The sequence below is a fragment of the Nakamurella sp. GG22 genome (assembly GCF_052976845.2).
Window position 1 is genome coordinate 27,251 of sequence record NZ_JBRIIO020000002.1, and the last position, 19,692, is coordinate 46,942.

At 69.9% G+C, this 19,692-nt stretch carries 18 protein-coding genes; 2 read left to right on the forward strand and 16 right to left on the reverse strand.

Annotated features, from left to right (window positions below; all coding sequences use genetic code 11):
• Positions 1 to 32 precede the first annotated feature (32 nt).
• Positions 33 to 311 carry a GlsB/YeaQ/YmgE family stress response membrane protein gene (locus ACVBEQ_RS02475; protein ID WP_447151847.1) on the reverse strand — a complete coding sequence of 93 codons (279 nt, stop codon included), beginning with the start codon at positions 309 to 311 and terminating at the stop codon, positions 33 to 35.
• A 109-nt stretch (positions 312 to 420) separates the two neighbouring features.
• On the opposite strand from ACVBEQ_RS02475, the gene ACVBEQ_RS02480 reads away from it, so the two are divergent.
• Positions 421 to 1,092, forward strand: coding sequence for a LuxR C-terminal-related transcriptional regulator (locus ACVBEQ_RS02480; RefSeq protein WP_447151848.1), 672 nt, complete (start codon positions 421 to 423; stop codon positions 1,090 to 1,092).
• 39 nt (positions 1,093 to 1,131) lie between these two features.
• Here the strand turns inward: ACVBEQ_RS02480 and ACVBEQ_RS02485 are convergent, their stop codons facing one another.
• Entirely contained in the window at positions 1,132 to 1,506 is a 375-nt protein-coding gene (locus tag ACVBEQ_RS02485) for an ArsR/SmtB family transcription factor (RefSeq protein WP_447151849.1), read from the reverse strand.
• Positions 1,503 to 1,964, reverse strand: coding sequence for an SRPBCC domain-containing protein (locus tag ACVBEQ_RS02490; protein ID WP_447151850.1), 462 nt, complete (start codon positions 1,962 to 1,964; stop codon positions 1,503 to 1,505). The genes ACVBEQ_RS02485 and ACVBEQ_RS02490 overlap by 4 nt, the downstream gene beginning before the upstream one ends.
• Positions 1,965 to 2,434: 470 nt before the next feature.
• On the opposite strand from ACVBEQ_RS02490, the gene ACVBEQ_RS02495 reads away from it, so the two are divergent.
• Positions 2,435 to 4,171 (forward strand): multicopper oxidase family protein, encoded by a 1,737-nt coding sequence (locus tag ACVBEQ_RS02495; protein ID WP_447151851.1) that lies wholly within the window; start codon positions 2,435 to 2,437, stop codon positions 4,169 to 4,171.
• Positions 4,172 to 4,187: 16 nt separating this feature from the next.
• Here the strand turns inward: ACVBEQ_RS02495 and ACVBEQ_RS02500 are convergent, their stop codons facing one another.
• The 13 genes from ACVBEQ_RS02500 to ACVBEQ_RS02560 all read right to left on the reverse strand — a co-directional run bounded on the left by ACVBEQ_RS02500 (position 4,188) and on the right by ACVBEQ_RS02560 (position 19,534).
• Positions 4,188 to 4,934 carry an SDR family NAD(P)-dependent oxidoreductase gene (locus ACVBEQ_RS02500; RefSeq protein ID WP_447151852.1) on the reverse strand — a complete coding sequence of 249 codons (747 nt, stop codon included), beginning with the start codon at positions 4,932 to 4,934 and terminating at the stop codon, positions 4,188 to 4,190.
• A gap of 25 nt (positions 4,935 to 4,959) precedes the next feature.
• A complete protein-coding gene (locus ACVBEQ_RS02505) occupies positions 4,960 to 5,970 on the reverse strand; it encodes a zinc-dependent alcohol dehydrogenase (protein ID WP_447151853.1) in 1,011 nt (336 codons plus the stop codon).
• A gap of 18 nt (positions 5,971 to 5,988) precedes the next feature.
• Positions 5,989 to 6,855 carry a fumarylacetoacetate hydrolase family protein gene (locus ACVBEQ_RS02510; protein WP_447151854.1) on the reverse strand — a complete coding sequence of 289 codons (867 nt, stop codon included), beginning with the start codon at positions 6,853 to 6,855 and terminating at the stop codon, positions 5,989 to 5,991.
• Positions 6,856 to 6,888: 33 nt separating this feature from the next.
• Positions 6,889 to 8,601, reverse strand: a complete 1,713-nt coding sequence (locus tag ACVBEQ_RS02515) for a dihydroxy-acid dehydratase (RefSeq protein ID WP_447151855.1) — start codon at positions 8,599 to 8,601, stop codon at positions 6,889 to 6,891.
• A complete protein-coding gene (locus ACVBEQ_RS02520; RefSeq protein ID WP_447152161.1) occupies positions 8,598 to 9,335 on the reverse strand; it encodes an enoyl-CoA hydratase/isomerase family protein in 738 nt (245 codons plus the stop codon). Before ACVBEQ_RS02520 ends, ACVBEQ_RS02515 begins: the two co-directional genes overlap by 4 nt.
• Positions 9,336 to 9,397: 62 nt before the next feature.
• Positions 9,398 to 9,604 carry a helix-turn-helix domain-containing protein gene (locus ACVBEQ_RS02525; protein WP_395725803.1) on the reverse strand — a complete coding sequence of 69 codons (207 nt, stop codon included), beginning with the start codon at positions 9,602 to 9,604 and terminating at the stop codon, positions 9,398 to 9,400.
• A 142-nt stretch (positions 9,605 to 9,746) separates the two neighbouring features.
• The gene (locus tag ACVBEQ_RS02530; RefSeq protein ID WP_447151856.1) at positions 9,747 to 11,372 is read right to left on the reverse strand and encodes an ABC-F family ATP-binding cassette domain-containing protein; all 1,626 of its coding nucleotides are present in this window, start codon (positions 11,370 to 11,372) and stop codon (positions 9,747 to 9,749) included.
• A 67-nt stretch (positions 11,373 to 11,439) separates the two neighbouring features.
• The gene (locus tag ACVBEQ_RS02535; protein WP_447151857.1) at positions 11,440 to 13,785 is read right to left on the reverse strand and encodes a Tex family protein; all 2,346 of its coding nucleotides are present in this window, start codon (positions 13,783 to 13,785) and stop codon (positions 11,440 to 11,442) included.
• On the reverse strand, positions 13,782 to 14,534 hold the full coding sequence (locus ACVBEQ_RS02540) for an acVLRF1 family peptidyl-tRNA hydrolase (protein ID WP_447151858.1): 753 nt from the start codon (positions 14,532 to 14,534) through the stop codon (positions 13,782 to 13,784). Before ACVBEQ_RS02540 ends, ACVBEQ_RS02535 begins: the two co-directional genes overlap by 4 nt.
• 28 nt (positions 14,535 to 14,562) lie before the next feature.
• Positions 14,563 to 16,182: a deoxyguanosinetriphosphate triphosphohydrolase family protein gene (locus tag ACVBEQ_RS02545; protein WP_447151859.1), complete on the reverse strand. Its 1,620-nt coding sequence runs from the start codon at positions 16,180 to 16,182 to the stop codon at positions 14,563 to 14,565.
• Between the two features lie 20 nt (positions 16,183 to 16,202).
• Complete coding sequence (locus ACVBEQ_RS02550) at positions 16,203 to 16,925, reverse strand: GAF and ANTAR domain-containing protein (RefSeq protein WP_447151860.1); 723 nt, start codon at positions 16,923 to 16,925, stop codon at positions 16,203 to 16,205.
• A gap of 46 nt (positions 16,926 to 16,971) precedes the next feature.
• Positions 16,972 to 17,703, reverse strand: a complete 732-nt coding sequence (locus ACVBEQ_RS02555) for a GAF and ANTAR domain-containing protein (RefSeq protein ID WP_447151861.1) — start codon at positions 17,701 to 17,703, stop codon at positions 16,972 to 16,974.
• A 214-nt stretch (positions 17,704 to 17,917) separates the two neighbouring features.
• Positions 17,918 to 19,534 carry a glycoside hydrolase family 16 protein gene (locus tag ACVBEQ_RS02560; RefSeq protein ID WP_447151862.1) on the reverse strand — a complete coding sequence of 539 codons (1,617 nt, stop codon included), beginning with the start codon at positions 19,532 to 19,534 and terminating at the stop codon, positions 17,918 to 17,920.
• Between the last annotated feature and the right edge of the window lie 158 nt (positions 19,535 to 19,692).

Genomic DNA, 19,692 nt, shown 5'->3' on the forward strand with positions numbered 1-19,692 from the left:
CGGAGACCGTCGTGGTCCGGAGCTCGCTCAAGTCAGCGGCGGACGGCGCCGCGACGACCGACCCGGGTCCAGATCAGCAGTGCGATCACCGCGCCGATGAAGGCGCCGATGATGCCGGCGGGCTGCAGGAATCCGTCCTGGGCGTCCTTGTGGAAGATCAGGTAGCCGAGGAATCCGCCGATGAACGACCCGACGATCCCCAGGACGATGGTGGCCAGGATCGACATGTCCTGCCGCCCCGGAACCACCAGCCGGGCGAGCGCACCCGCAATGAGACCGATGACGATGATGCTCACGATGAGACCCAGCATGATGTGCCTTCCTTTCGACGGAGGTCCCGGATGGGGACCTCGCAACAGGCACCACTCAAACACCCCTAGGGCGGGTTCGGCACACCCCTAGGTAGGTTAGTGTCGGCTCATGTCCCCACCCGCGAGCACTGCTCCGATCACCGTGGCACTGATCGACGACTACGACGTGGTGCTGCTCGGAGTGGCCGAGATGATCTACCAGTACCGCGATCGCGTCGTCATCGCCGAGATCGACACCAACAAGCCGCTCGACGACGCCGTCGACATCGTGCTGTACGACACCTTCGCTCAGCCCGAATCCGATCACGAGGAGATCCGGGTCCTGGTCGAGAATCCGCGCGCGCGGCGCGTCGTGGTCTACACCTGGAACTTCCATCCCGATCTGGTGAGGACCGCGCGCGAGCAGGGGGCACACGGCTACCTCTCGAAGACCCTCCCGGCCCGCGAGCTGGTCGCCGCCTTGGAGGCCGTGCACGCCGGCGAGATCGTGATCAGCGACCCACCTCCGCGGGCGCGGAGCACCAGCGGGCTGAACTGGCCCGGCCGGGGTGAGGGCCTGACCGACCGGGAATCGGAGATCCTGGCGTTGATCACCCAGGGCAAGAGCAACGCCGAGGTCGCCAAGCTGACGTTCCTCAGCCCCAACACCGTGAAGTCCTACATCCGCACCATCTACCGGAAGATCGACGTCGGCAGCCGGACGCAGGCAGTGCTGTGGGGCGTCAACAACGGTTTCACCCCCGACCACAACCGGATCGAACACTGGCGCGGCGGTCCGTGACGGCACCGGCGGTGCGCGGGGTTCTGGGCCTGATCGACGTCACGGACCGGCTGTTCGCGCGTCCGGTGCCCCCTGGCTGCGCTGGATCGCCTCCGCGATCTGCTTGATCCGCTGCAGGCGCGAGTCCCAGGCCGACCCGACCGACGACATCTGGGCGACCGCCCGGGCGAGTTGGGCATCGTCGACCCGGTACCGCTTCTCCCGCCCTGCGGATGTCCCCCGCACGAGGCCGACGCGGTCCAGCACGACGAGGTGCTTGGCGACAGCCTGCCGCGTCACCGGTAGGTGCTGACCCAGGCTCGTCGCGGTGCCGTGGCCCTCGATCAACAGCAGATCCAGCATCCGGCGCCGGGTGGGGTCCCCGATCGCCGACCACAGCGCGTCGTCGACCTGGTCCGAGAGGGCGGCACTCACTGACGCACCTGCAGTGTCGCCACGTACGGCGCCAACCTCGGCAGGAAGAAGTCCCAGCCGGTGAGGTGTTCGCGGTACTGCTCCTCGAGAATTGCCAACTCCCAACCCATCTCGCGGAATCCGGCCTCCGTCATCCGGAGCAGCGTGCCCGGTCCCGACGGAGTGAGGTCGAACGTGACCAGCAGTGAGTTCCCGTCGACGGCCGATTCGCCCACCGGGTGCGTCCAGCGGAACGAGAACATCCGCGGCGGGCGGGCGTCGACCACGGCGAATCCCGCCAGTGCGCCGCCCGCGGCGGGATCACCGAAGACGATGCGCCCATTCGATCCCGGTACGGGTTCGTAGTGGGCTTCGTCGGGCCACCAGTTCTTCAGATGATCGGGACTGCTGACCACGTCGAAGACGATCTCGGGTGACGCGTCGACGTAGACCTCGCGCTCGATGGTGCCGAATTCCATGCCAGCCTCCGCAACATTTGGTTGCACAACCGTAACCCGAGATATCGGTCAGTGCAATCAGCGGTTGCGCTTCCGGAGTCGGGCAGCCGCCACGAGGCTCCGGTATCCGCGTCGCGCGGTCCGTCAGGGTTCGCCCTGTCCCTGCGCCCGGTCAGGAACCAGGGTCTGCCCCGAATCGTGGATGCCGGCCCGCTCCTAACGTCGGCTCGAGCGAACCGATGAACGGAGACGGCGATGGTGATGACAGCGACCGGGTCGACCGGCGGCCTGTCCCGGTGACCGGCTACTTCCTGTGGGCGGCAATATGAGTCGCCGGTCTCCTGGTCGTCATCGGAGCCGCGGGACTTGCCGCACTGCTGCGGCGTCGCGGGCACCGCAGGGCCGCCCGCCGGGCGCTGTTCGCGACGGTCGTCGCCTGGCCCGCTGTCGTCCTCGGCGGCGGGCTGGCCTTCGGCAGTGGGTTGTCACTGGTGGCCGCAACGGTCATCGCGCTGCTGGCCGTGCGCGACGCCGTGGTCGACGCCCGGCAGCTCCGGAGCCGGTACACCGATCCCACGGCCGGGTCGTTGCTGTCCGGAGCGGTCTATGCGATCGCCGGGATCCAGTTGCTGGTCAACCGTCCCGGGCCCACCGGGACCGTGCTGAGCCTGGTGCTGGCGGTGGGTATCGCGACGATGCTGCGGCGGCCCTCCCTCGTGCCGCCGGCCAGAACTCCGCTCGGCGGGCGCATCCGCACCGCGGCGGTGCTGGCCGGGACCGCGGGAGCAGTCCTGCTTTTCGCGGTGTGGCAGGGCCGCAGCAGCACCCTCCCTGATTCCTACAGCCTGATGCCGGCCGGCCATCAGAGCGCGGCGACGCAGAGTCTCGCCGAAGCCATCCAGGCCCGGCACGGAACGGCCATGCCCGGGCATTCGACACCTGCCGACTCCAGCACCGGCGAGATCACCGCGACCGACCGGATGGTCAGCGTGGCGGACCTCGGCGCCGGGCCGGCCACCGGCGCCATCAGGAAGCTCACCATCACAGCGCAGATCGTTGGCGACCGTTGGGTGTTCCAGCCGGGCGAATTGCGGGTCCACCGCGGGGACCGCGTCGAGATCACCGTCGTGAACCGCCTGCCGGAATCGACATCGGTGCACTGGCACGGTGTCAACGTCCCGGGCCGGGAGGACGGCGTCCCCGGCCTGACCCAGGACGCGATTAGCCCGGGGACGTCACGGGTTTACGAATTCGACGCTGCCGACGTCGGCACGTTCTGGTTCCATTCCCATCAGAATTCCCTGGAACAGATCGCCAAAGGGATGTTCGGCGCGCTGGTGGTGCTGCCCGACGGCGGCGTCCCCGAGGACGTCGACCGGGTCGTGACGCTGCACACCTGGCCCGGCACAGGTGATGTGGCGCTCGCGGACGGCACAGGTTCCACGTCCGCGCCCGCCCGGACCGGCGCCGGCGTCCGGCTGAGAGTGATCAACACCGACGACATCGCCCACCGGATCGACCTGCGCGGCGCGAGCTTCCGGGTGGTCGCGCTCGACGGCCACGACCTCAGCGGGCCGGCACCGATCACCGAAACGGCGATCGACGTCCCAGCCGGCGGCAGGGTCGACCTCAGCTACGAGCAGCCGGCCACACCGGTGGCCCTGCGCAGCGGGGACGCCGCGTTCCGCAGCGGACCCGCGGACGCCGATGCCCCCGGCGGCATCAGCAACGCCGTCTTCGATCCGATGACCTACGGCGAGAACACGACGGACACCGTCACCCGCGGCGCCGAGCCCGACGTCAGGTTCCAGGTCGTCGCCGAGAACAGGCTGGGTTGGTACGACGGCGCGTTCGGCGCCCGGGTCGCGCTGAACGGACGGCTGTATCCGGATGGCGAGATGCTGATGGTGCGGCCTGGTCAACTCGCCCAGGTCACGGTGATCAACAGATCGTTCGTCTCGCACCCGATGCACCTGCACGGCCACTTCTTCAGCGTGCTGGCCCGCAACGACCAAGCCCGTTCAGGAAGTCCGCTCCGCCTCGATTCCATCGAGGTGGCGCCCGGTGAGTCCGTCGTGCTGGCCTTCCGGGCCGACAACCCGGGCCTATGGATGTTCCACTGCCACAACGGGTTCCATGCCGCGGCGGGGATGGACCTGATGGTGGGCTACGAGGGTGTGATGACGCCGTTCCGGGCCGGGGCCGCCACCGGTAACGCTCCCCAATGACGGCTGCATCGGGCCGTCAGGACACCCGGATGCCGGCCATCCCGCCGTCCACCGCCAGCAGCGTGCCAGTCGTCGCCCCGGCCAGCGGGCTCGCGAGATAGCAGATGGCGTGCGCAACCTCGTCCGCGGACACCAGCCTGCCCATCGGCTGCCGGGCGCGCAGTGCCGCAGCCGCGGCGTTCGCGTCCGGAGCCAGATCAAGAAGCCTGCCCACCCAGGGTGTGTCGGCCGTGCCGGGAGTGACCGCGTTGACCCTGATGCCCTCCCGGACATGATCGGCCGCCATCGCCAGGGTCAGCGCGGCGACAGCACCCTTGCTCGCCGAGTACAGCGCGCGCTGCGGGACACCGGTGGTCGCCACCACCGAGCAGGTGTTGACGATGGCGGCGTGGCCCGACCGGCGCAGGTACGGCAGCGCGGCCCTGCTCACCCGGGCGATCCCGACGACGTTGACGTCGAGAACGCGGTGCCACTCGTCGTCGTCGTTGGCTGCCACGTCGCCGACCGCGCCGATGCCGGCGTTGTTGACGAGGATGTCGATGCCGCCCAGTCGCCCGGCGACCGCTTCGATCGCCGCCCGCACACCGGCATCGTCCGTGACGTCGCACGCCAGGTTCATCGAGGAGCCGTCCCGCACCCCGTCGACGCTCCGGTCCAGTACGGCGACACGGGCTCCGCCGGCCGTCAACATCGCCGCGGTGGCGGCGCCGATGCCGCTTGCCCCGCCCGTCACCACAGCGACCAGATCGCCGAACTCGGTCATCAGGGCAGCCTTTCGGTCCGGGAGCTCACCGTCGCGGGTCCACGTGGATCTTCGGGCCCGCCCCGGCGTCCGGCGGACGCCGGCCGGCAAGCACCTCACCGACCATGTCCAACCCGACGGTCGCGGCCACCAGCGGGCGTGGATCGACGTCGCCGCCGGCCACGCCGGCGACGGCCCCCTCCAGACCGCCGGAGGCGCTGAGGATCCCGACCGCCGTGACGTCCTTGATCACCATCGTGCGGGTGTCGATCGCGCTCGGGGTGCCCGACAGGCCGATGTAGACGACGCGCTTGCCCGGTTCGACGCGGTCGAGCGCGAAGGAGGGAAGGTCGGCCGAGTGGGACGCATCGATCACCGCGTCCCAGGGCAGCGCCGGAAGCTCGTCCCGGGTGCCGGCGGAGAAACCCAACGACCGGGCGAACTCGAGCCCGCGGCCCGGCAGACCCATGAGGTGGACCCGCGCGCCGCCGGCCAGCGCGAACTGAGCGGCCAGCAGGCCGATCGTCCCGGGCCCGAGGATCAGCACCCGGTCGCCGGGGCGCAGGGCCGCTGCCCGGACCGCCCGCAGCGCGTTCCCGGAGGGCTCGACCATCGCCCCTGCGGTGTCGTCGATCTCGTCCGGCAGACGGAGCAGCGCGCTCACCGGGACGGCGAGTTGCTCCGCCAGCGCGCCGGGAAAGCCGCCGCGGATGCCGATCTCGAACCGATCGTCGCAGACATGCTGGCGACCGCCCAGACAGCGCTCGCAGCCCCCGCAGCCCAGCATCGTGTCGGCGGTGACCCGCGCACCGATCCAGTCGCTGTCCACCTCCGGGCCGACCGCCGACACCGTGCCGCACCACTCGTGCCCCAGGCGCAGCGGGTAGGAGGCGTGTCCCTGGTGCAGGTAGGCCATCTCACCGCTGAAGAACTCCGCGTCCGTGCCGCAGACACCGACCCGGGCGACGTCGACGACGACCTGACCGGCGGCAGCGTGCGGCGGCTCGACGTCCAGGACGGCGGACCGGCCGGGGCCGGTCACCACGAATGCCCTCACCGGGTCACCGCGGCATTTTCATCGGGGTGGGATCACTGTCTGCCGCTGACGTCCCAGTCCGTCGATCGCCAACTCGACGACGTCACCGGGCTGCAACCAGACCGGCGGGTGCATGCCCAGTCCCACTCCGGGCGGGGTGCCGGTGTTGATCAGGTCGCCAGGCTCGAGTACCAGGAACTGGCTGAGGTAATGGACGATGAAGGCGGGACCGAACACCATCGTCGAGGTGGACCCGGTCTGCCGGCGGACCCCGTTCACGTCCAGCCACATGCCGAGGTCGAGGACATCGGCGATCTCGTCGGTGGTCGCCAGCCACGGTCCGGCCGGATTGAACGTCTCGGCCGACTTCCCCTTGCTCCACTGCCCGTGCCGCTCGATCTGGAAGGCCCGCTCACTGACGTCGTTGACGAGCACGTACCCCGCGATGGCCGCCTCGGCCTCGCGCTCGTCGGCGGTGTAGCTGGTCCGCCGGCCGATGACGATGCCCAGTTCCACCTCCCAGTCGAGCTTGGTGGAACCGCGCGGGGTCCGGATGTCGTCGTCGGGACCGACGAGCGTGTTGGGCGATTTGGTGAACAGGATCGGCTCCCGCGGGACCGGTTGACCGGTCTCGGCGGCGTGGTCGCGGTAGTTCAGGCCGATGCAGAGGATCTGGTGCGGCCGGGCGAACGGTGCCCCGATGCGCTCCCCCGCGAACCGGCTCACCGCGCCGGCGGCCGTCCGGGCGGCGACCACCGACCGCAGCCCCTCGATGCCGCCGGCAGCCCCACCGAAGAAGGATTCGTCGAAATCCATTGTCACATCGGAGACGTCGACGTATTGGTCGTCGTCGATCCGGACGATGGGCCGTTCGGCTCCGGCAGGTCCTATTCGCATCAGGAACAACTGTCCTCCCGGCAAGCTCTGGGGTACGGCGCGTCAATGAGACTCACGGGAGACCCGATCGCCACTCGATCCGACCAGGAAATCCAGGTCGGCACCGTTCTCGGCCTGCTGCACCGTGTCGACGTACAGGCGTTCCCAGCCCCGTTTCGGCGCGGCGAACGCCTCCACCTGCGCGGCGGACGGTACCCGGGAGGCCAGCTCGTCCGGCGGCAGATCGACGTCCAGGCGACGGTTCTCGACATCCAGGACGACCATGTCGCCGGTGCGGAGCAGCCCGAGCGGCCCGCCGGCGGCGGCCTCCGGCGAGACGTGCAGGACGACGGTGCCGTAGGCCGTCCCGCTCATCCGGCCGTCGCTCACCCGCACCATGTCGCGTACCCCCGCGCGCAGCAGCTTGCTGGGCAGCGGCATGTTCGCCACCTCCGGCATCCCCGGGTAGCCGCGGGGGCCGCAACCGCGCAGGACCAGCACGGAGTCGGCGTCGACATCCAGATCCGGGTCGTCGATCCGGGCGTGCAGGTCCTCGACCGAGTCGAACACCATCGCCCTGCCCCGGTGCCGCAGCAGGCCGGGCGAGGCGGCCGCGGGTTTGATCACCGCACCGTTGGGCGCGAGACTGCCGCGCAGCACGGCGATCCCGGCGTGCGACTGCAATGGGGCAATTCGCGGCCGGATGACCTCGGTGTCCCAGATCGTCGCACCCACCAGGTGATCGACCAGTGGCCGACCGGTGACAGTGATGGCCGACGGGTCGAGCAGGTCCAGCACCTGGCCGAGCACGGCGGACAGCCCGCCCGCACGGTGCAAGTCCTCCATCAGGTACCGGCCGGCGGGCTGCAGGTCGACCAACAGTGGGACGTCGGCACCGGTGGTGTCGAAGTCGTCCAGCGTGACGGGCACGCCGAGCCGGCCGGCGATGGCCAGCAGGTGGACGACGGCGTTGGTCGAACCGCCGACCGCGGCCAGCGCCACGATGGCATTGAGAAACGAGCCACGGGTGAGGATCTCGCTCGGTCGCCGGTTCTTCTCGACGAGGTCGACCACGAGCCGGCCCGCCTCGTGGGACCCCTCGAGCAGCGTGCTGTCCGCGGCCGGCGTGCCGGCGATCCCGGGGATCGTCATACCCAGGGCCTCGGCCACGACCGCCATGGTCGAGGCGGTACCCATGGTGTTGCAGTGCCCGCGGCTGCGGATCATCGACGATTCCGAGCGGAGGAAATCAGCCTCCGAGAGGGTTCCTGCCCTGACCTCCTCCGACAACCGCCAGACGTCGGTGCCGCAGCCGAGTGCCACCCCACGGAACGTGCCGGTCAGCATCGGCCCGCCCGGCACGACCACCGCCGGCAGGTCCACGGAGGCCGCCGCCATCAGCAGCGCCGGGATGGTCTTGTCGCACCCGCCGAGGAGCACCACGCCGTCGATCGGGTTGGCGCGCAGCATCTCTTCGATGGCCATCGCGGCCATGTTGCGCCAGAGCATCGCCGTCGGCCGGACCTGGGTCTCACCCAGCGAGACCACCGGCAGGTTCAGCGGAATGCCGCCCGCTTCGTAGACACCCTGCTTGACGCTCTGCGCCACCTCGTCGAGATGGGCGTTGCACGGCGTCAGGTCAGAGGCGGTGTTCGCGATGGCGATGTGCGGCCGGCCGTCGAATGCGTGCGCGGGCAGCCCGCGGCGCATCCAGGCACGGTGGATGTAGGAGTTGCGATCGGTGCCGGCGTACCACTGCGCACTCCGCAGCGTCACCGGTGCGCCGACCGGAGCAGGTCTGCGAGCAGTGGCAGCTGCGCGGCCCGTTCGGCGGCGAGCTGCTCCTCGGCCGTGTTGTGCTGGGCACCCGCGATCAGCGCGGTGATGGCCCGGACCGCGGACGGCGGCGATTCCACCAGTGCAGCAGCAAGATCGGCGACCGCCGCGTCCAGTTCGTCGCTCGGAACGCTGACCAGTGCCAGACCGATCCGCACCGCCTCGTCGGCGCGGACATGCCGCCCCGTCGCACAGATCTCCAGCGCCCGCTGGTAGCCGACCAGCCTGCTCAGCCGGCCGGTGCCACCGAGGTCCGGGACCAGTCCGAGGCTCACCTCGGCCATCCGGAACTGGGCGTCATCGGCGACCACGATCAGGTCGCAGGCCAGTGCCAGCTGGAATCCGGCACCGACCGCGTGCCCTGACACCGCGGCGATGGAGACGAACCCGGGGTCCCCGAGCCAGCTGAAGCTGCGCTGGAAACCGGCAATCTTCTCATCGGCGACAGTCGGCGGCGCCCCGACCAGGCCCGCGAGCAACGATCCGGGTTCCTGGGAGAAGGCCGACCGGTCGAGCCCCGCCGAGAACGACGATCCCTCGCCGCAGACCAGCACCACCCTGACCTCGTCGCCGAGCTGGGACCCGATGTGCGCCAACGCTTCCCACGTCTCGGGGAGCTGGGCGTTGCGAACGTCGGGCCGGTTCAACGTCACCGTCACCACCGGCCCGTCCATCCGAACGGCTACATGGCCGCGGTGGAGCAGGTCGTCGTCGATGCTCGGGAAGGCGGCTGCCGTCACTTCTTCTTCGTGCGCGTGGCGCCGCCCCGGCCGCGGAGCGGTACCTCTGCATCGAGCAGCAATCGGTGGACGAACCCGTAGGAGCGCCCGGTCCCTTCGGCGAGCGCTCTGATGCTCTGTCCCTTCTCGTACTTCTTTCGCAGATCAGCGGCCAGCTTGTCGCGAGCGGCGCCGGTGATCCTGGCGCCCTTCTTGATCGTGATCGACTTGGTGCTCTTTGCTGCGGCTCTGGTATCTGTGGCCACGGTGCCACCCCTTAGTCGGATGCCTCGTCACATCGGCGAATTTTCGGGACTGCCGTCCATGATCGAACACAACCGCCGGGTCCGCCACCGGTGGAACGACTTACGCCAACTCCACCAGGTCGAGGTAGTCCGCAGACCAGTGATCCTCGGTGCCGTCGGGCAGCAGGATCACCCGCTCCGGCTGCAGGGCGGTGACAGCGCCGGGATCGTGCGTCACCAGCACGACGGCACCGGCGTACCGGCGCAGGGCATCCAGGACCTGCTCCCGGCTGGCCGGATCGAGGTTGTTCGTCGGTTCGTCGAGCAGCAGCACGTTCGCCGCCGACGACACCAGCCCCGCCAGCGCGAGCCGGGTCTTCTCCCCACCCGACAGCGTGCCGGCCTTCTGGTCCAGTTGCTCGCCGGTGAACATGAACGAGCCCAGCAGGTTACGGAGCTCCTGCGCGCCGGCGTCCGGTGCGGCGTGCCGGGTGTTCTCCCAGACCGTGGCCTCCGGATCGATCGTCTCGTGCTCCTGCGCGTAGTAACCCAGCCGCAGGCCGTGACCGGCCAGCACCTCGCCGGTGTCCGGTTTCTCGTTGCCGCCCAGCAGTTTCAGCAGGGTGGTCTTCCCCGCGCCGTTGAGCCCGAGCACCACCACCCGGCTGCCGCGGTCGATGGCCAGGTCGACCCCGGTGAAGATCTCCAGCGAGCCGTAGGACTTGGACAGGTTGCTGGCGGTCAGCGGGGTGCGCCCACAGGGTGCCGGCTGCGGGAAGCGGATCTTCGCGACCCGGTCGGCGACCCGGACGTCGTCCAGCCCCGCCATGAGTTTCTCGGCGCGCCGGACCATCTGGTGGGCCGCGGCCGCCTTGGTGGCCTTGGCGCCCAGCTTGGCGGCCTGGGTCATCAGCACCGACGCCTTCTTCTCGGCGTTCGCCCGCTCCCGACGGCGGCGCTGTTCGTCGGTGGACCGCGCCTCGAGGTACCGCTGCCAGGTCATGTTGTAGACGTCGAGCTCGCCGCGGACCGCGTCCAGGAACCAGACCTTGTTGACGACCGCCGCGAGCAGGTCGACATCGTGCGAGATGATCACCACTCCGCCGGAGAAATGCTTGAGGTAATCACGCAGCCAGACGACGGAGTCGGCGTCGAGGTGGTTGGTCGGCTCGTCGAGCAGCAGCATCATGCCGGTGGACGAACCGTCCTCCGCGCGGGCGCCGAAAAGGATTCTGGCCAGCTCGACCCGGCGCCGCTGGCCGCCGGAGAGCGTGTTCATCGTCTGCGACAGCACCCGGTCCGGCAGACCGAGGTTCGAGCAGATCCGGGCGGCCTCGGACTCGGCGGCATAGCCGCCCAAACCGGAGAACTGTTCCTCGATGCGGCCGTACCGCTCCGTTGCGGCCTCGAGTTCCCGCGTGTCGGTGAGCTCGGACATCTGGATCTGGACCTTCTCCAGCTGCGCGACCAGCACGTCCAGCCCGCGGGCGGACAGCACCCGGTCCTTGGCGGTGACGTCCATGTCGCCCTCGCGCGGGTCCTGCGGGAGATAGCCGATCGGCAGGGTCCTGGTGACGCTTCCGCCGTGCGGGGTGCCCTCACCGGCCAGCACGCGAAGGGTGGTGGTCTTGCCGGCACCGTTGCGGCCGACGAGGCCGACGCGGTCGCCGTGGTGCAGGCGAAGGGAGGTATCGGCCAGCAGGATCCTCGTCCCGGCCCGGAGTTCCAGACCGGTAGCAGTGATCACGTGTTCTGATTCTACCCGGCGAAAACTCGCGAATCGGCCCGTTCGGCGTCAGCAGGCTCCGCCCCGGTCAATTCCCCAGGCCTGCGCGCTTCAGCGCATCGGCCATCGCGCCTCCCGGTGCCGGCGGCCGCGGCTGCGGGCGCTGGGCCTGGGCGGGCGCCTTCCGTGCCGAGGGTTCCCGTTCGCGCCGGCGGTCGGCGGCCTTGGGTGCGGGCTCGTCGTCGAGCCGGAGGGTGAGCGAGATGCGCTTGCGCTGCTCGTCCACCTCCATCACCTTCACCGTGACGACCTGCCCGGAGGTGACCACCTGCCGCGGATCGCTGACGAAGGTCCTGGCCATCGCCGACACGTGCACCAATCCGTCCTGGTGGACCCCGACATCGACGAAGGCGCCGAACGCGGCGACATTCGTCACGACGCCCTGCAGCACCATCCCGACCCGGAGGTCGGCGATCTTCTCCACGCCGTCGGCGAAGGTCGCCGTGGTGAACGCCGGCCGCGGATCCCGTCCCGGCTTCTCCAGCTCGGCCAGGATGTCGGTGACCGTCGGCAACCCGAAGGTCTCGTCCGCGAAATCCGCCGGCGACAGTGCACGGAGCGTCGCGGTGTTGCCGATCAGCGATCCGACGGTGCCGCCGGTGGACGCCAGGATCTTGCGCACCACCGAATACGCCTCCGGGTGGACGCTCGAGGCGTCCAGCGGGTCGTCGCCGTCGGCGATCCGGAGGAACCCCGCGCACTGCTCGTACGCCTTCGCGCCGAGCCGCGGAACACCCTTCAGCTCACGGCGGGAACGGAAGGGTCCGTTGGAATCCCGGTGCGTGACGATGTTCTCCGCCAGGGTCGAGGAGATCCCGGACACCCTGGCCAGCAGGGGCACCGACGCCGTGTTGACCTCGACACCGACGGCGTTGACGCAGTCCTCGACCACGGCGTCCAGCGTCCTGGCCAGCACCGACTCGGTGACGTCGTGCTGGTACTGGCCGACCCCGATTGCCTTCGGGTCGATCTTCACCAATTCCGCGAGCGGGTCCTGCAACCGCCGCGCGATCGAGACCGCGCCGCGCAGCGACACGTCCAGCTCGGGCAGTTCACGGCTGGCATAGGCCGACGCCGAGTAGACCGACGCACCCGCCTCGGACACCACCAGCGTCGTCAGCCCGGCACACCGAGCCGCGAGTTCCTTTGCGAGCCGGTCGGTCTCGCGCGACGCGGTGCCGTTCCCGATCGCCACCAGGTCGACGCCGTGCGCGGTGACCAGCCGCTGCAGGGTCACCAGCGACTGCTCCCACCGGTTGGCCGGTTGATGCGGGTAGATGGTGTCGGTCGCCACCACCTTGCCGGTCGCGTCGACAACCGCCACCTTGACCCCGGTCCGGAAGCCGGGGTCCAGACCCAGGGTGGTCCGGCTGCCGGCGGGTGCGGCCAGCAGCAGATCCTTCAGGTTGGCCGCGAAGACGGCGGCGGCCTCATGTTCCGCGAACTGCCGCAACCGGGTCCTGACGTCCACGCCGAGCGACACCAGGATGCGGGTCCGCCAGGCCCAGCGCACCGTGTCGAGCAACCAGGCGTCGGCGGGCCGGCCGCGGTCGGCGATCCGGAACCGGCCGGCGATCCGCCGCTCGTAGTCGGACAGCGAACGGTCGGCCGGGTCCCGCGGGGCGGGCTCCGGATCGACGGCCAGGGTGAGGACACCCAGCGCCTCGCCCCTGTACATGGCGAGGATCCGGTGCGACGGGAGCCGCTTGAGCGGCTGGTCGAAATCGAAGTAGTCGGCGAACTTGGATGCGTCCTTGCTCTGCGCGTCGGTCTGCGATCCGGTCCGGACAGTTGACACGAGACGCCCGCGCTGCCACAGCGGCTCACGGAGCCCACCGATCAGGTCCGCGTCCTCGCCGAATCTCTCGGCCAGGATCGACCTGGCACCGGCCAGTGCGGCCGCCGCATCGGGCACCCCGCGCTCCACCGAGATGAAACCGTTTGCGGCCGCGTCCGGCTCGCGCATCGGGTCACGGATCAGCATGTCCGCCAACGGCTCGAGACCGGCTTCCCGGGCGATCTGGGCCTTCGTCCGGCGCTTCGTCTTGAACGGCAGATAAATGTCCTCGAGCCGGGCCTTGCTGTCGGCGGCCGCGATCTGCGCCGCGAGCTGCTCGGTGAGCTTCCCCTGCCCGGCGATCGCCTCCAGGACAGCGGCTCTGCGGTCCTCGAACTCCCGCAGGTACTGCAGCCGCTCGGCGAGCGAGCGCAGCTGCACGTCGTCCAGCGAGCCGGTCACCTCCTTGCGGTAGCGCGCGATGAACGGCACGGTCGCGCCGCCGTCGAGCAGCGCGACCGCGGCGTCGACCTGCCACGTCGCGGCCGACAGCTCGCCGGCGATCCGGGCGGAGATGCTTGCGGCGGGTTCGCTCACCCTGGGCCTCCTCGTTCATCTTTCCCGGCCTGGTGATCTTTCCCGGCCTGGTGATCTTTCCCGGCCGGCTGATCTTTCCCGGCCGGGTCGGCGGCCGGCCGGACGGTGATCTCCACCGACACACTGCGCCGGGCGATCTCCTCCAGGACCGCCCGCCGTGGCTCGGCGATGTCCGGGAAGGTGCGGACCGGCAAAGCCGCGAGCCCGGCGAGCCTACTGTCGGCCAGCACATCGGCCAAGCCGCGCCGGTCGCCGCCGAGCACCAGCCCGGTCAAAGACGACGCCACCGGGACGAGCACCCGCGCCGCGGCCGACGCTGCGCTGTCGTAGGACGCGGAACGTTGATTGACCCGCCGGTGGGCGAAACGTTGCTGCGACCAGCCGCCGGCCGCGGTTCGGCCCTGCAGGTACGCGCGGTCGGTCGATGAACTCAGTACCGCACCGTCGCGCGCGACGCCGACGGAATGCGCGCCGCCGCGGACCAGCACGATCCCGACCGCACCGATCCCACCGAGGTGGTCGAGCAGCGCCTCGACCGGCTCCCGGCTGCCGACCGCCATCGGCCCGAAGGGCACCGTCAGCTCCGCGGTCGTGCCGTCACCGGCGTCGACGACCACGGTGGTCCCGTCGGTGGTGATCGAGAGCAGGCCGGCATTGCGCCCGGCGAAACGGTTGACCCACCCGACGAGCCGTTCGGGCGGCACTTCGACGGCGATCCCTCCGCCGGCGACGGTGCGGCGCTTGGTCATCCGGGCGCTGCGGTGTGCGTCGAGCCCGTCACAGACCCGACCCGGCGTCCCACAACTGTCCGGTCAGGCCCACCATCGTTCGCGCCGAGGCGGCGGCCCGGTCATCGGTCAGCGAGGCGACGTAATCGATGATCCCGCGGCCCCGACCCAGCCTCGCGACGTCCTCCCTGGAGGACGCGGACTCGCCGGTCGGACCCACCATCAGCTCCGGTTCCTCGCGCGCCAGTGTGCGGTACCCGGCGGTCGCCAACTCGACGAGGTCCAGCAGCCGTCGGGGCGCCCGGCCGGCGTCGATCGGATCGGTCAACCACGACTCCAGGTTCGCCACCAGGCTGGTCAGCGCCTCGGCCTGACCACGCTGGAACATCGCGAGGTCGGGTCGGTCGAGGACGAAGCGCTGATGGACGAACTTGAGCACCGCCACTTCGTGCCACGCCTGCCGGCCGAGGATGACATGACTGGCCCGGACCGGCGGGTCCTTGGTGAGCTCGACCGAGGCGCGCAGGTGCTCGATCCAACTGGCGGTGAAGGTGTTGATGGCCCTTTCAGCGGCCAGCGACGAGTCGAACGGCACCGCGAGCAGTCCGTCGACCAGGTCGGTGGCGACCCTGCCGACGGCCACGCCGAAGGTGTCGTCGTCGAAGATCCAGCCGTCCCTGGACTGCAGCCGGCGCCGGAGGTACTCGAGCGCGAAACCCGGTTGCCGTTCGGATCCCGCCGCCCAGGGTGCGAAGCCGGCCGCCCGCCCCCGCGCGAACTCCGCCCGCCGCCGGATCCAGGTCCGGAACTCCGCCGCCACCGACGCGTGCTGCAGCACCCCGGCGCGATGGAAATCATCGAGATCGTGCAGTGAGTAAGCGATGTCGTCGGCGATGTCCATCACGCTGCATTCCACGGTCTGCCGCATCGGACCGATCCGCGGATAGGCGGCCAGCACCTCGCGCATCTCGCCGATGTCCGGTGCGTAGGCGGAGAACTTTCCGGAGCCGGAGCCCTCCAGTCCCGGTCCGCCGCCGCGCGGCGCGATCGGCACTGCTGCCGGGTCGCTGGGATGCGGCGACGGGTAGTGCAGGCGTCCCCACGGGTACTTGAGCACGGCCGCGCGCACCGCCGCCGTCAGGTTCAGCCCGTCACCGTGACTGCCGTGCACGTCCAGTTCGGTGAGGATCCGGAACGTCTGGGCGTTGCCCTCGAAGCCGTCCGACAACCCGAACCGGGACCGCGCGATGCGGTCGAGGATCCGCTCACCCAGGTGCCCGAACGGCGGGTGACCGAGATCGTGCGCACTGGCGGCGGCCTGGACGACGACCGGGTCACACCCGCCGAGTTCATCGGCCAGCGCGGCATCCGGACCGGACCGGACCGACGTGGCGATGGCCCTCGCCACCGCCGTCACCTTGATGGTGTGGGTCAGCCGGTTGTGCACGACCTGACCGGCGGCGCCCTGCGAGATGACCTGGGTGACGGCGGCCAGCCGAGAGAAGTACGGGGAGAACCTGATCCGTTCCAGGTCGACGCGGAACGCGCCCTCCGTCGCGGCGGCCAGGCCGTCTGTGGGCGAGGACGTGTCCCCCGCCGGGTCGGCGACGACACCGGCGACGTCGAGCCCGTCCGTTTCGGCGAAGCGGCGGGCCAGACGTGGATCCATGCCGGGAATCTACCGGGCCGTCAGGAGGTCAGCAGTTGGTCGAGGTCGATCGTGCCTTCCAGGATCGCGTGCGCGATCAACGTCAGGGGTTGCTCGGTCCGTCGTGCGGTGAAGCGCATGAGCAGGAAGGCCTGACCCAGGGAGACGTGAGCCAACTCGGCCAGCATTCCCTTGGCCTGCTCGATCAGGATCCTCGTGTTGAGCGCCGTCTGCAGTTGCTCGGTCAGCAGGTCCTGTTCGAGCGCCCGGCGTTGCTGCAGCAGGCTGATGGTGGCGATGTCCGCCATGCCCTGGCCGAGCGAGATGTCGTCCTCCCCCAGCGGGGTGCTCCCGACCGTGAACAGGTTCATCGCGCCGAGCACGCTGCCGCGCAGGCGGAGCGGCAGCGCATGCGCGGACCGGAACCCGGCGACGGACGCTGCCGCAGCGAAAAGTGGCCAGCGGTCGTTCATCTCGGACACATCGATGTTGACCAGCGGCTCGCCGGTGATGAAGCAGTCCATGCAGGGCCCCTGCGACTCCTGCAGCTCGAAGAGCTCCAGGACCCGTGCTTCCTCCGAGGACGCGGCGACCACCTCCAGGTGCCCCTGCTGGTTGGCCAGCATCAGACCTGCGGCGTCCGCGGCCAGCAGTTCGACGCTGCGTTCGACCAGGGTGTGCAGGAAGTCGATGACGTCGAAGCCCACCACCAGGGTGTCCGCCAGTTCCACCAGAACCCGGGTCACCCGTTCCTGTCTCGTCATCGCTGCCTGCCTTCCTGGCGTGGACCCCCATGGCCCCGACGGCCCGTCATGCCGTCCCCATCTCGTTGTCGGCATCGAATCGCAGGCGACGCGCGAGAACGTCGCGAGACACCTCCAACATCGTCAGATCGCTCGAGTAGGCCCGCGCACGCAGCAACAGCAGCGCCTCCACCAGGGTGACCCGGGCCTGCGCCGCGATCATCCCGGTCGCCTGGTGGATCTCCGCCCGGTCGGCGGTGAAACCCGTCAGCTGCGGATGGAGCACCGAGGGGTGGGCGAGCGCCTGCAGATGCAGCAGCACCGCGGTGGCGGCCTCCGCGTAGGACAGCGCCTCCGACAGCACCCCGTCGATGAGCCGGCCCGGAGCGTCCCGGTACAGATCCAGCACGCCGAGCCGGATGCCGCCGACCTGCAACGGGAACGCGAACGCCGCACGGACACCCGCCTCCTCTGCGGCCGGCCCGAACATCGGCCACTGCCGCGCCGCCGTCAACAGGTCGGACCGAAGCACCGGGCCCTCCAGGCGCATCGCGTCCACGCCGGGGCCCTCGCCGAACTCGAATTGCAGCTCCTCAGCCTTCTCGGCCAGCCCGGGCGTCGCCGCCACCACGCGGTCCAAACCGGCGCTGCTCTGCAGCACCATCGCGACCCCCGTCATCGGGAGGTCGGTGGCGCACGAGTGACACAACGCCGCCGGTAGCGACACCGCGGGAGTCTGCGTCACGGAGCCCACCAGGAGCTTGGCGAGGATGTCGTGTGAGCGATCGGGAGAGGTCATGGCTGACCGCTCCCCGTCACGATCAAGCCATCGGGGTACAGGAAGGAGCTCAGGGCGCGCTGGATGTCGACGGCGCACACGAGCTGCACGGCCAACGAGAACATGCCTTCGACCCTACGACGCCTGCTCCGCCGGCGACAGCAGAACGCCGGGTGCATCGTCGTGACGACGACGCACCCGGCGTTCTGCCAGGTCAACCTACCCTCATGTCAGGTCACGGGATGCGGGCCGTGAGGACCGGCGTGGTGACCCCGCCCGCCCGGATCGAGTACTCGTACGGCGTGTTCCGGAACAGGCCGATGTCGGTGAACGAGCGCGTGGTGACGGTGTTGATCCGGATGCCCGACCGCAGGACCTCGTAACTGGCCGAAACGGGGCCGTCCCAGCCGATGGTGATGGTGCTGGCGGTGGTTCCGGTGACCCGCAGGTTGGACGGCCCGGCACCGGCCGGCGCCGTCGGGGTGGGCGTGACGGTGACCGGCGGGGTCGGCGCCGGCGTACTGCTGCCGGCCGGCTTGTCACCGATCCGCGCGGTGATGACCGGGGTGGTCACACCGCCGCCGCTGATCGAGTAGAGGTACGGGGTGTTGGGCAGCAGTCCGAGGTCGGTGAACCGGTTGCCGGTGACGGTGGCGATGCGCTGACCGGAACGCAGGACGTCATATTTCGCCGCGGCCGGCCCGTCCCAGCCGACGGTGATCGAGCTGGCGGTGGACGAGGTGACCCGCAGGTTGCTCGGGGCGCCCGCGACCGGCTGGGTGGGCGTCACGACAGTGGGCGTCACAACAGTGGGCTTGACGGTCGGCGTCACAACGGTCGGCGTGACAACGGTGGGCTTGACTGTCGGCGTGGCGGTGGGTGTTGCGGTGGGCGAGCCGCCCTGGCCGCTGTACAGCACCTGAACGTAATCGACCACCATCGGGACACCTGGCTTGGTGGCCGCGGTCGGGCCGCCGCCGAGTCCGGCCTTGCTGGGGAACGCGCCACCCATCGCGACGTTCAGGATCACGAAATAGCCCATGTGGCTGGAGATCTCGGTCCAGGTGGTGGCCGGAAGCTGGCCCTCGTTCACCGTGAACGTGACCTTGCCGTCGAGCGTCCAACGGAGCTGGTCCGACGCACCGCTGGTGTCCCATTCGAACCCGTAGGTGTGGAAGCCGGCCTGGCACGTGGTGACCACGCATGGTGCACCGGCGTTGTCGACACCATTGTTGATGCCATCGGTCTCGTTGCACGGTCCGCCGGCCCACACCCCGCAGTGCAGCACGTTGTAGGTCCAGTTCAGGCCGTTGACGTTCTCCATGATGTCGAACTCACCGACACGGGGCCACGACCAACGATCGGCGCGGTAGGGGCCGCCGAGCATCCAGAATGCCGGCCAGTAACCCAGCGCGGCAGTCCCCGTGACATTGGGCATCTGCAAACGGCTTTCGACCCGCATGACGCCGCCCGCCGGTGGCTTGAAGTTGGACCGGGCCGTCTCGACCCTGGCCGACGTCCAGGCTCCGGCACTGTCACGCTGCGGAGTGATGTAGAGGTTCCCGTTCCGGACGTCGACATTCTGCCGATCGTTCGTCATCGTCTGGATCTCACCGGTACCGAAATTGGCGGGGCCGCCCGGGTATGCGGTACCCAGCGTGAGTAGCCAGTTCGCCGAGTTGGGCAGCCCGGTGCCGGAGAAGTCGTCACGGAACTCGGTCTTCCAGACCGGCGCGGCGACAGCCGCCGCGGAGGGCGCGGCGGCGCCGGCCGGTGCCCCGGAGACGATGGCGATGGTGGCGGCGACGGACAGCCCGATCAGTGCGGCGGAAGCGGCGAGACGTGTGCGCATGAAGGTCCTTTCAGGAACGGCGACCGCGCAACGGGCCGTCCGGCGATGCAGAAGTTTCTCGGGATTGATAACAGTGCGTAGTCAGACGGTAACAGTGCGCTGATCATCTCGGCGAGTCTTCGAGCGAACTCCAACCGATCGATGGCATCGCTCCCACC

Bases quoted from the DNA above. Each gene is read 5' to 3' on its own strand.
- ACVBEQ_RS02475 (WP_447151847.1), bottom strand. From the start codon at position 311: ATGCTGGGTCTCATCGTGAGCATCATCGTCATCGGTCTCATTGCGGGT.
- ACVBEQ_RS02480 (WP_447151848.1), top strand. From the start codon at position 421: ATGTCCCCACCCGCGAGCACTGCTCCGATCACCGTGGCACTGATCGAC.
- ACVBEQ_RS02490 (WP_447151850.1), bottom strand. From the start codon at position 1,964: ATGGAATTCGGCACCATCGAGCGCGAGGTCTACGTCGACGCGTCACCC.
- ACVBEQ_RS02500 (WP_447151852.1), bottom strand. From the start codon at position 4,934: ATGACCGAGTTCGGCGATCTGGTCGCTGTGGTGACGGGCGGGGCAAGC.
- ACVBEQ_RS02520 (WP_447152161.1), bottom strand. From the start codon at position 9,335: ATGGACGGGCCGGTGGTGACGGTGACGTTGAACCGGCCCGACGTTCGC.
- ACVBEQ_RS02540 (WP_447151858.1), bottom strand. From the start codon at position 14,534: ATGACCAAGCGCCGCACCGTCGCCGGCGGAGGGATCGCCGTCGAAGTG.
- ACVBEQ_RS02545 (WP_447151859.1), bottom strand. From the start codon at position 16,182: ATGGATCCACGTCTGGCCCGCCGCTTCGCCGAAACGGACGGGCTCGAC.
- ACVBEQ_RS02550 (WP_447151860.1), bottom strand. From the start codon at position 16,925: ATGACGAGACAGGAACGGGTGACCCGGGTTCTGGTGGAACTGGCGGAC.
- ACVBEQ_RS02555 (WP_447151861.1), bottom strand. From the start codon at position 17,703: ATGACCTCTCCCGATCGCTCACACGACATCCTCGCCAAGCTCCTGGTG.
- ACVBEQ_RS02560 (WP_447151862.1), bottom strand. From the start codon at position 19,534: ATGCGCACACGTCTCGCCGCTTCCGCCGCACTGATCGGGCTGTCCGTC.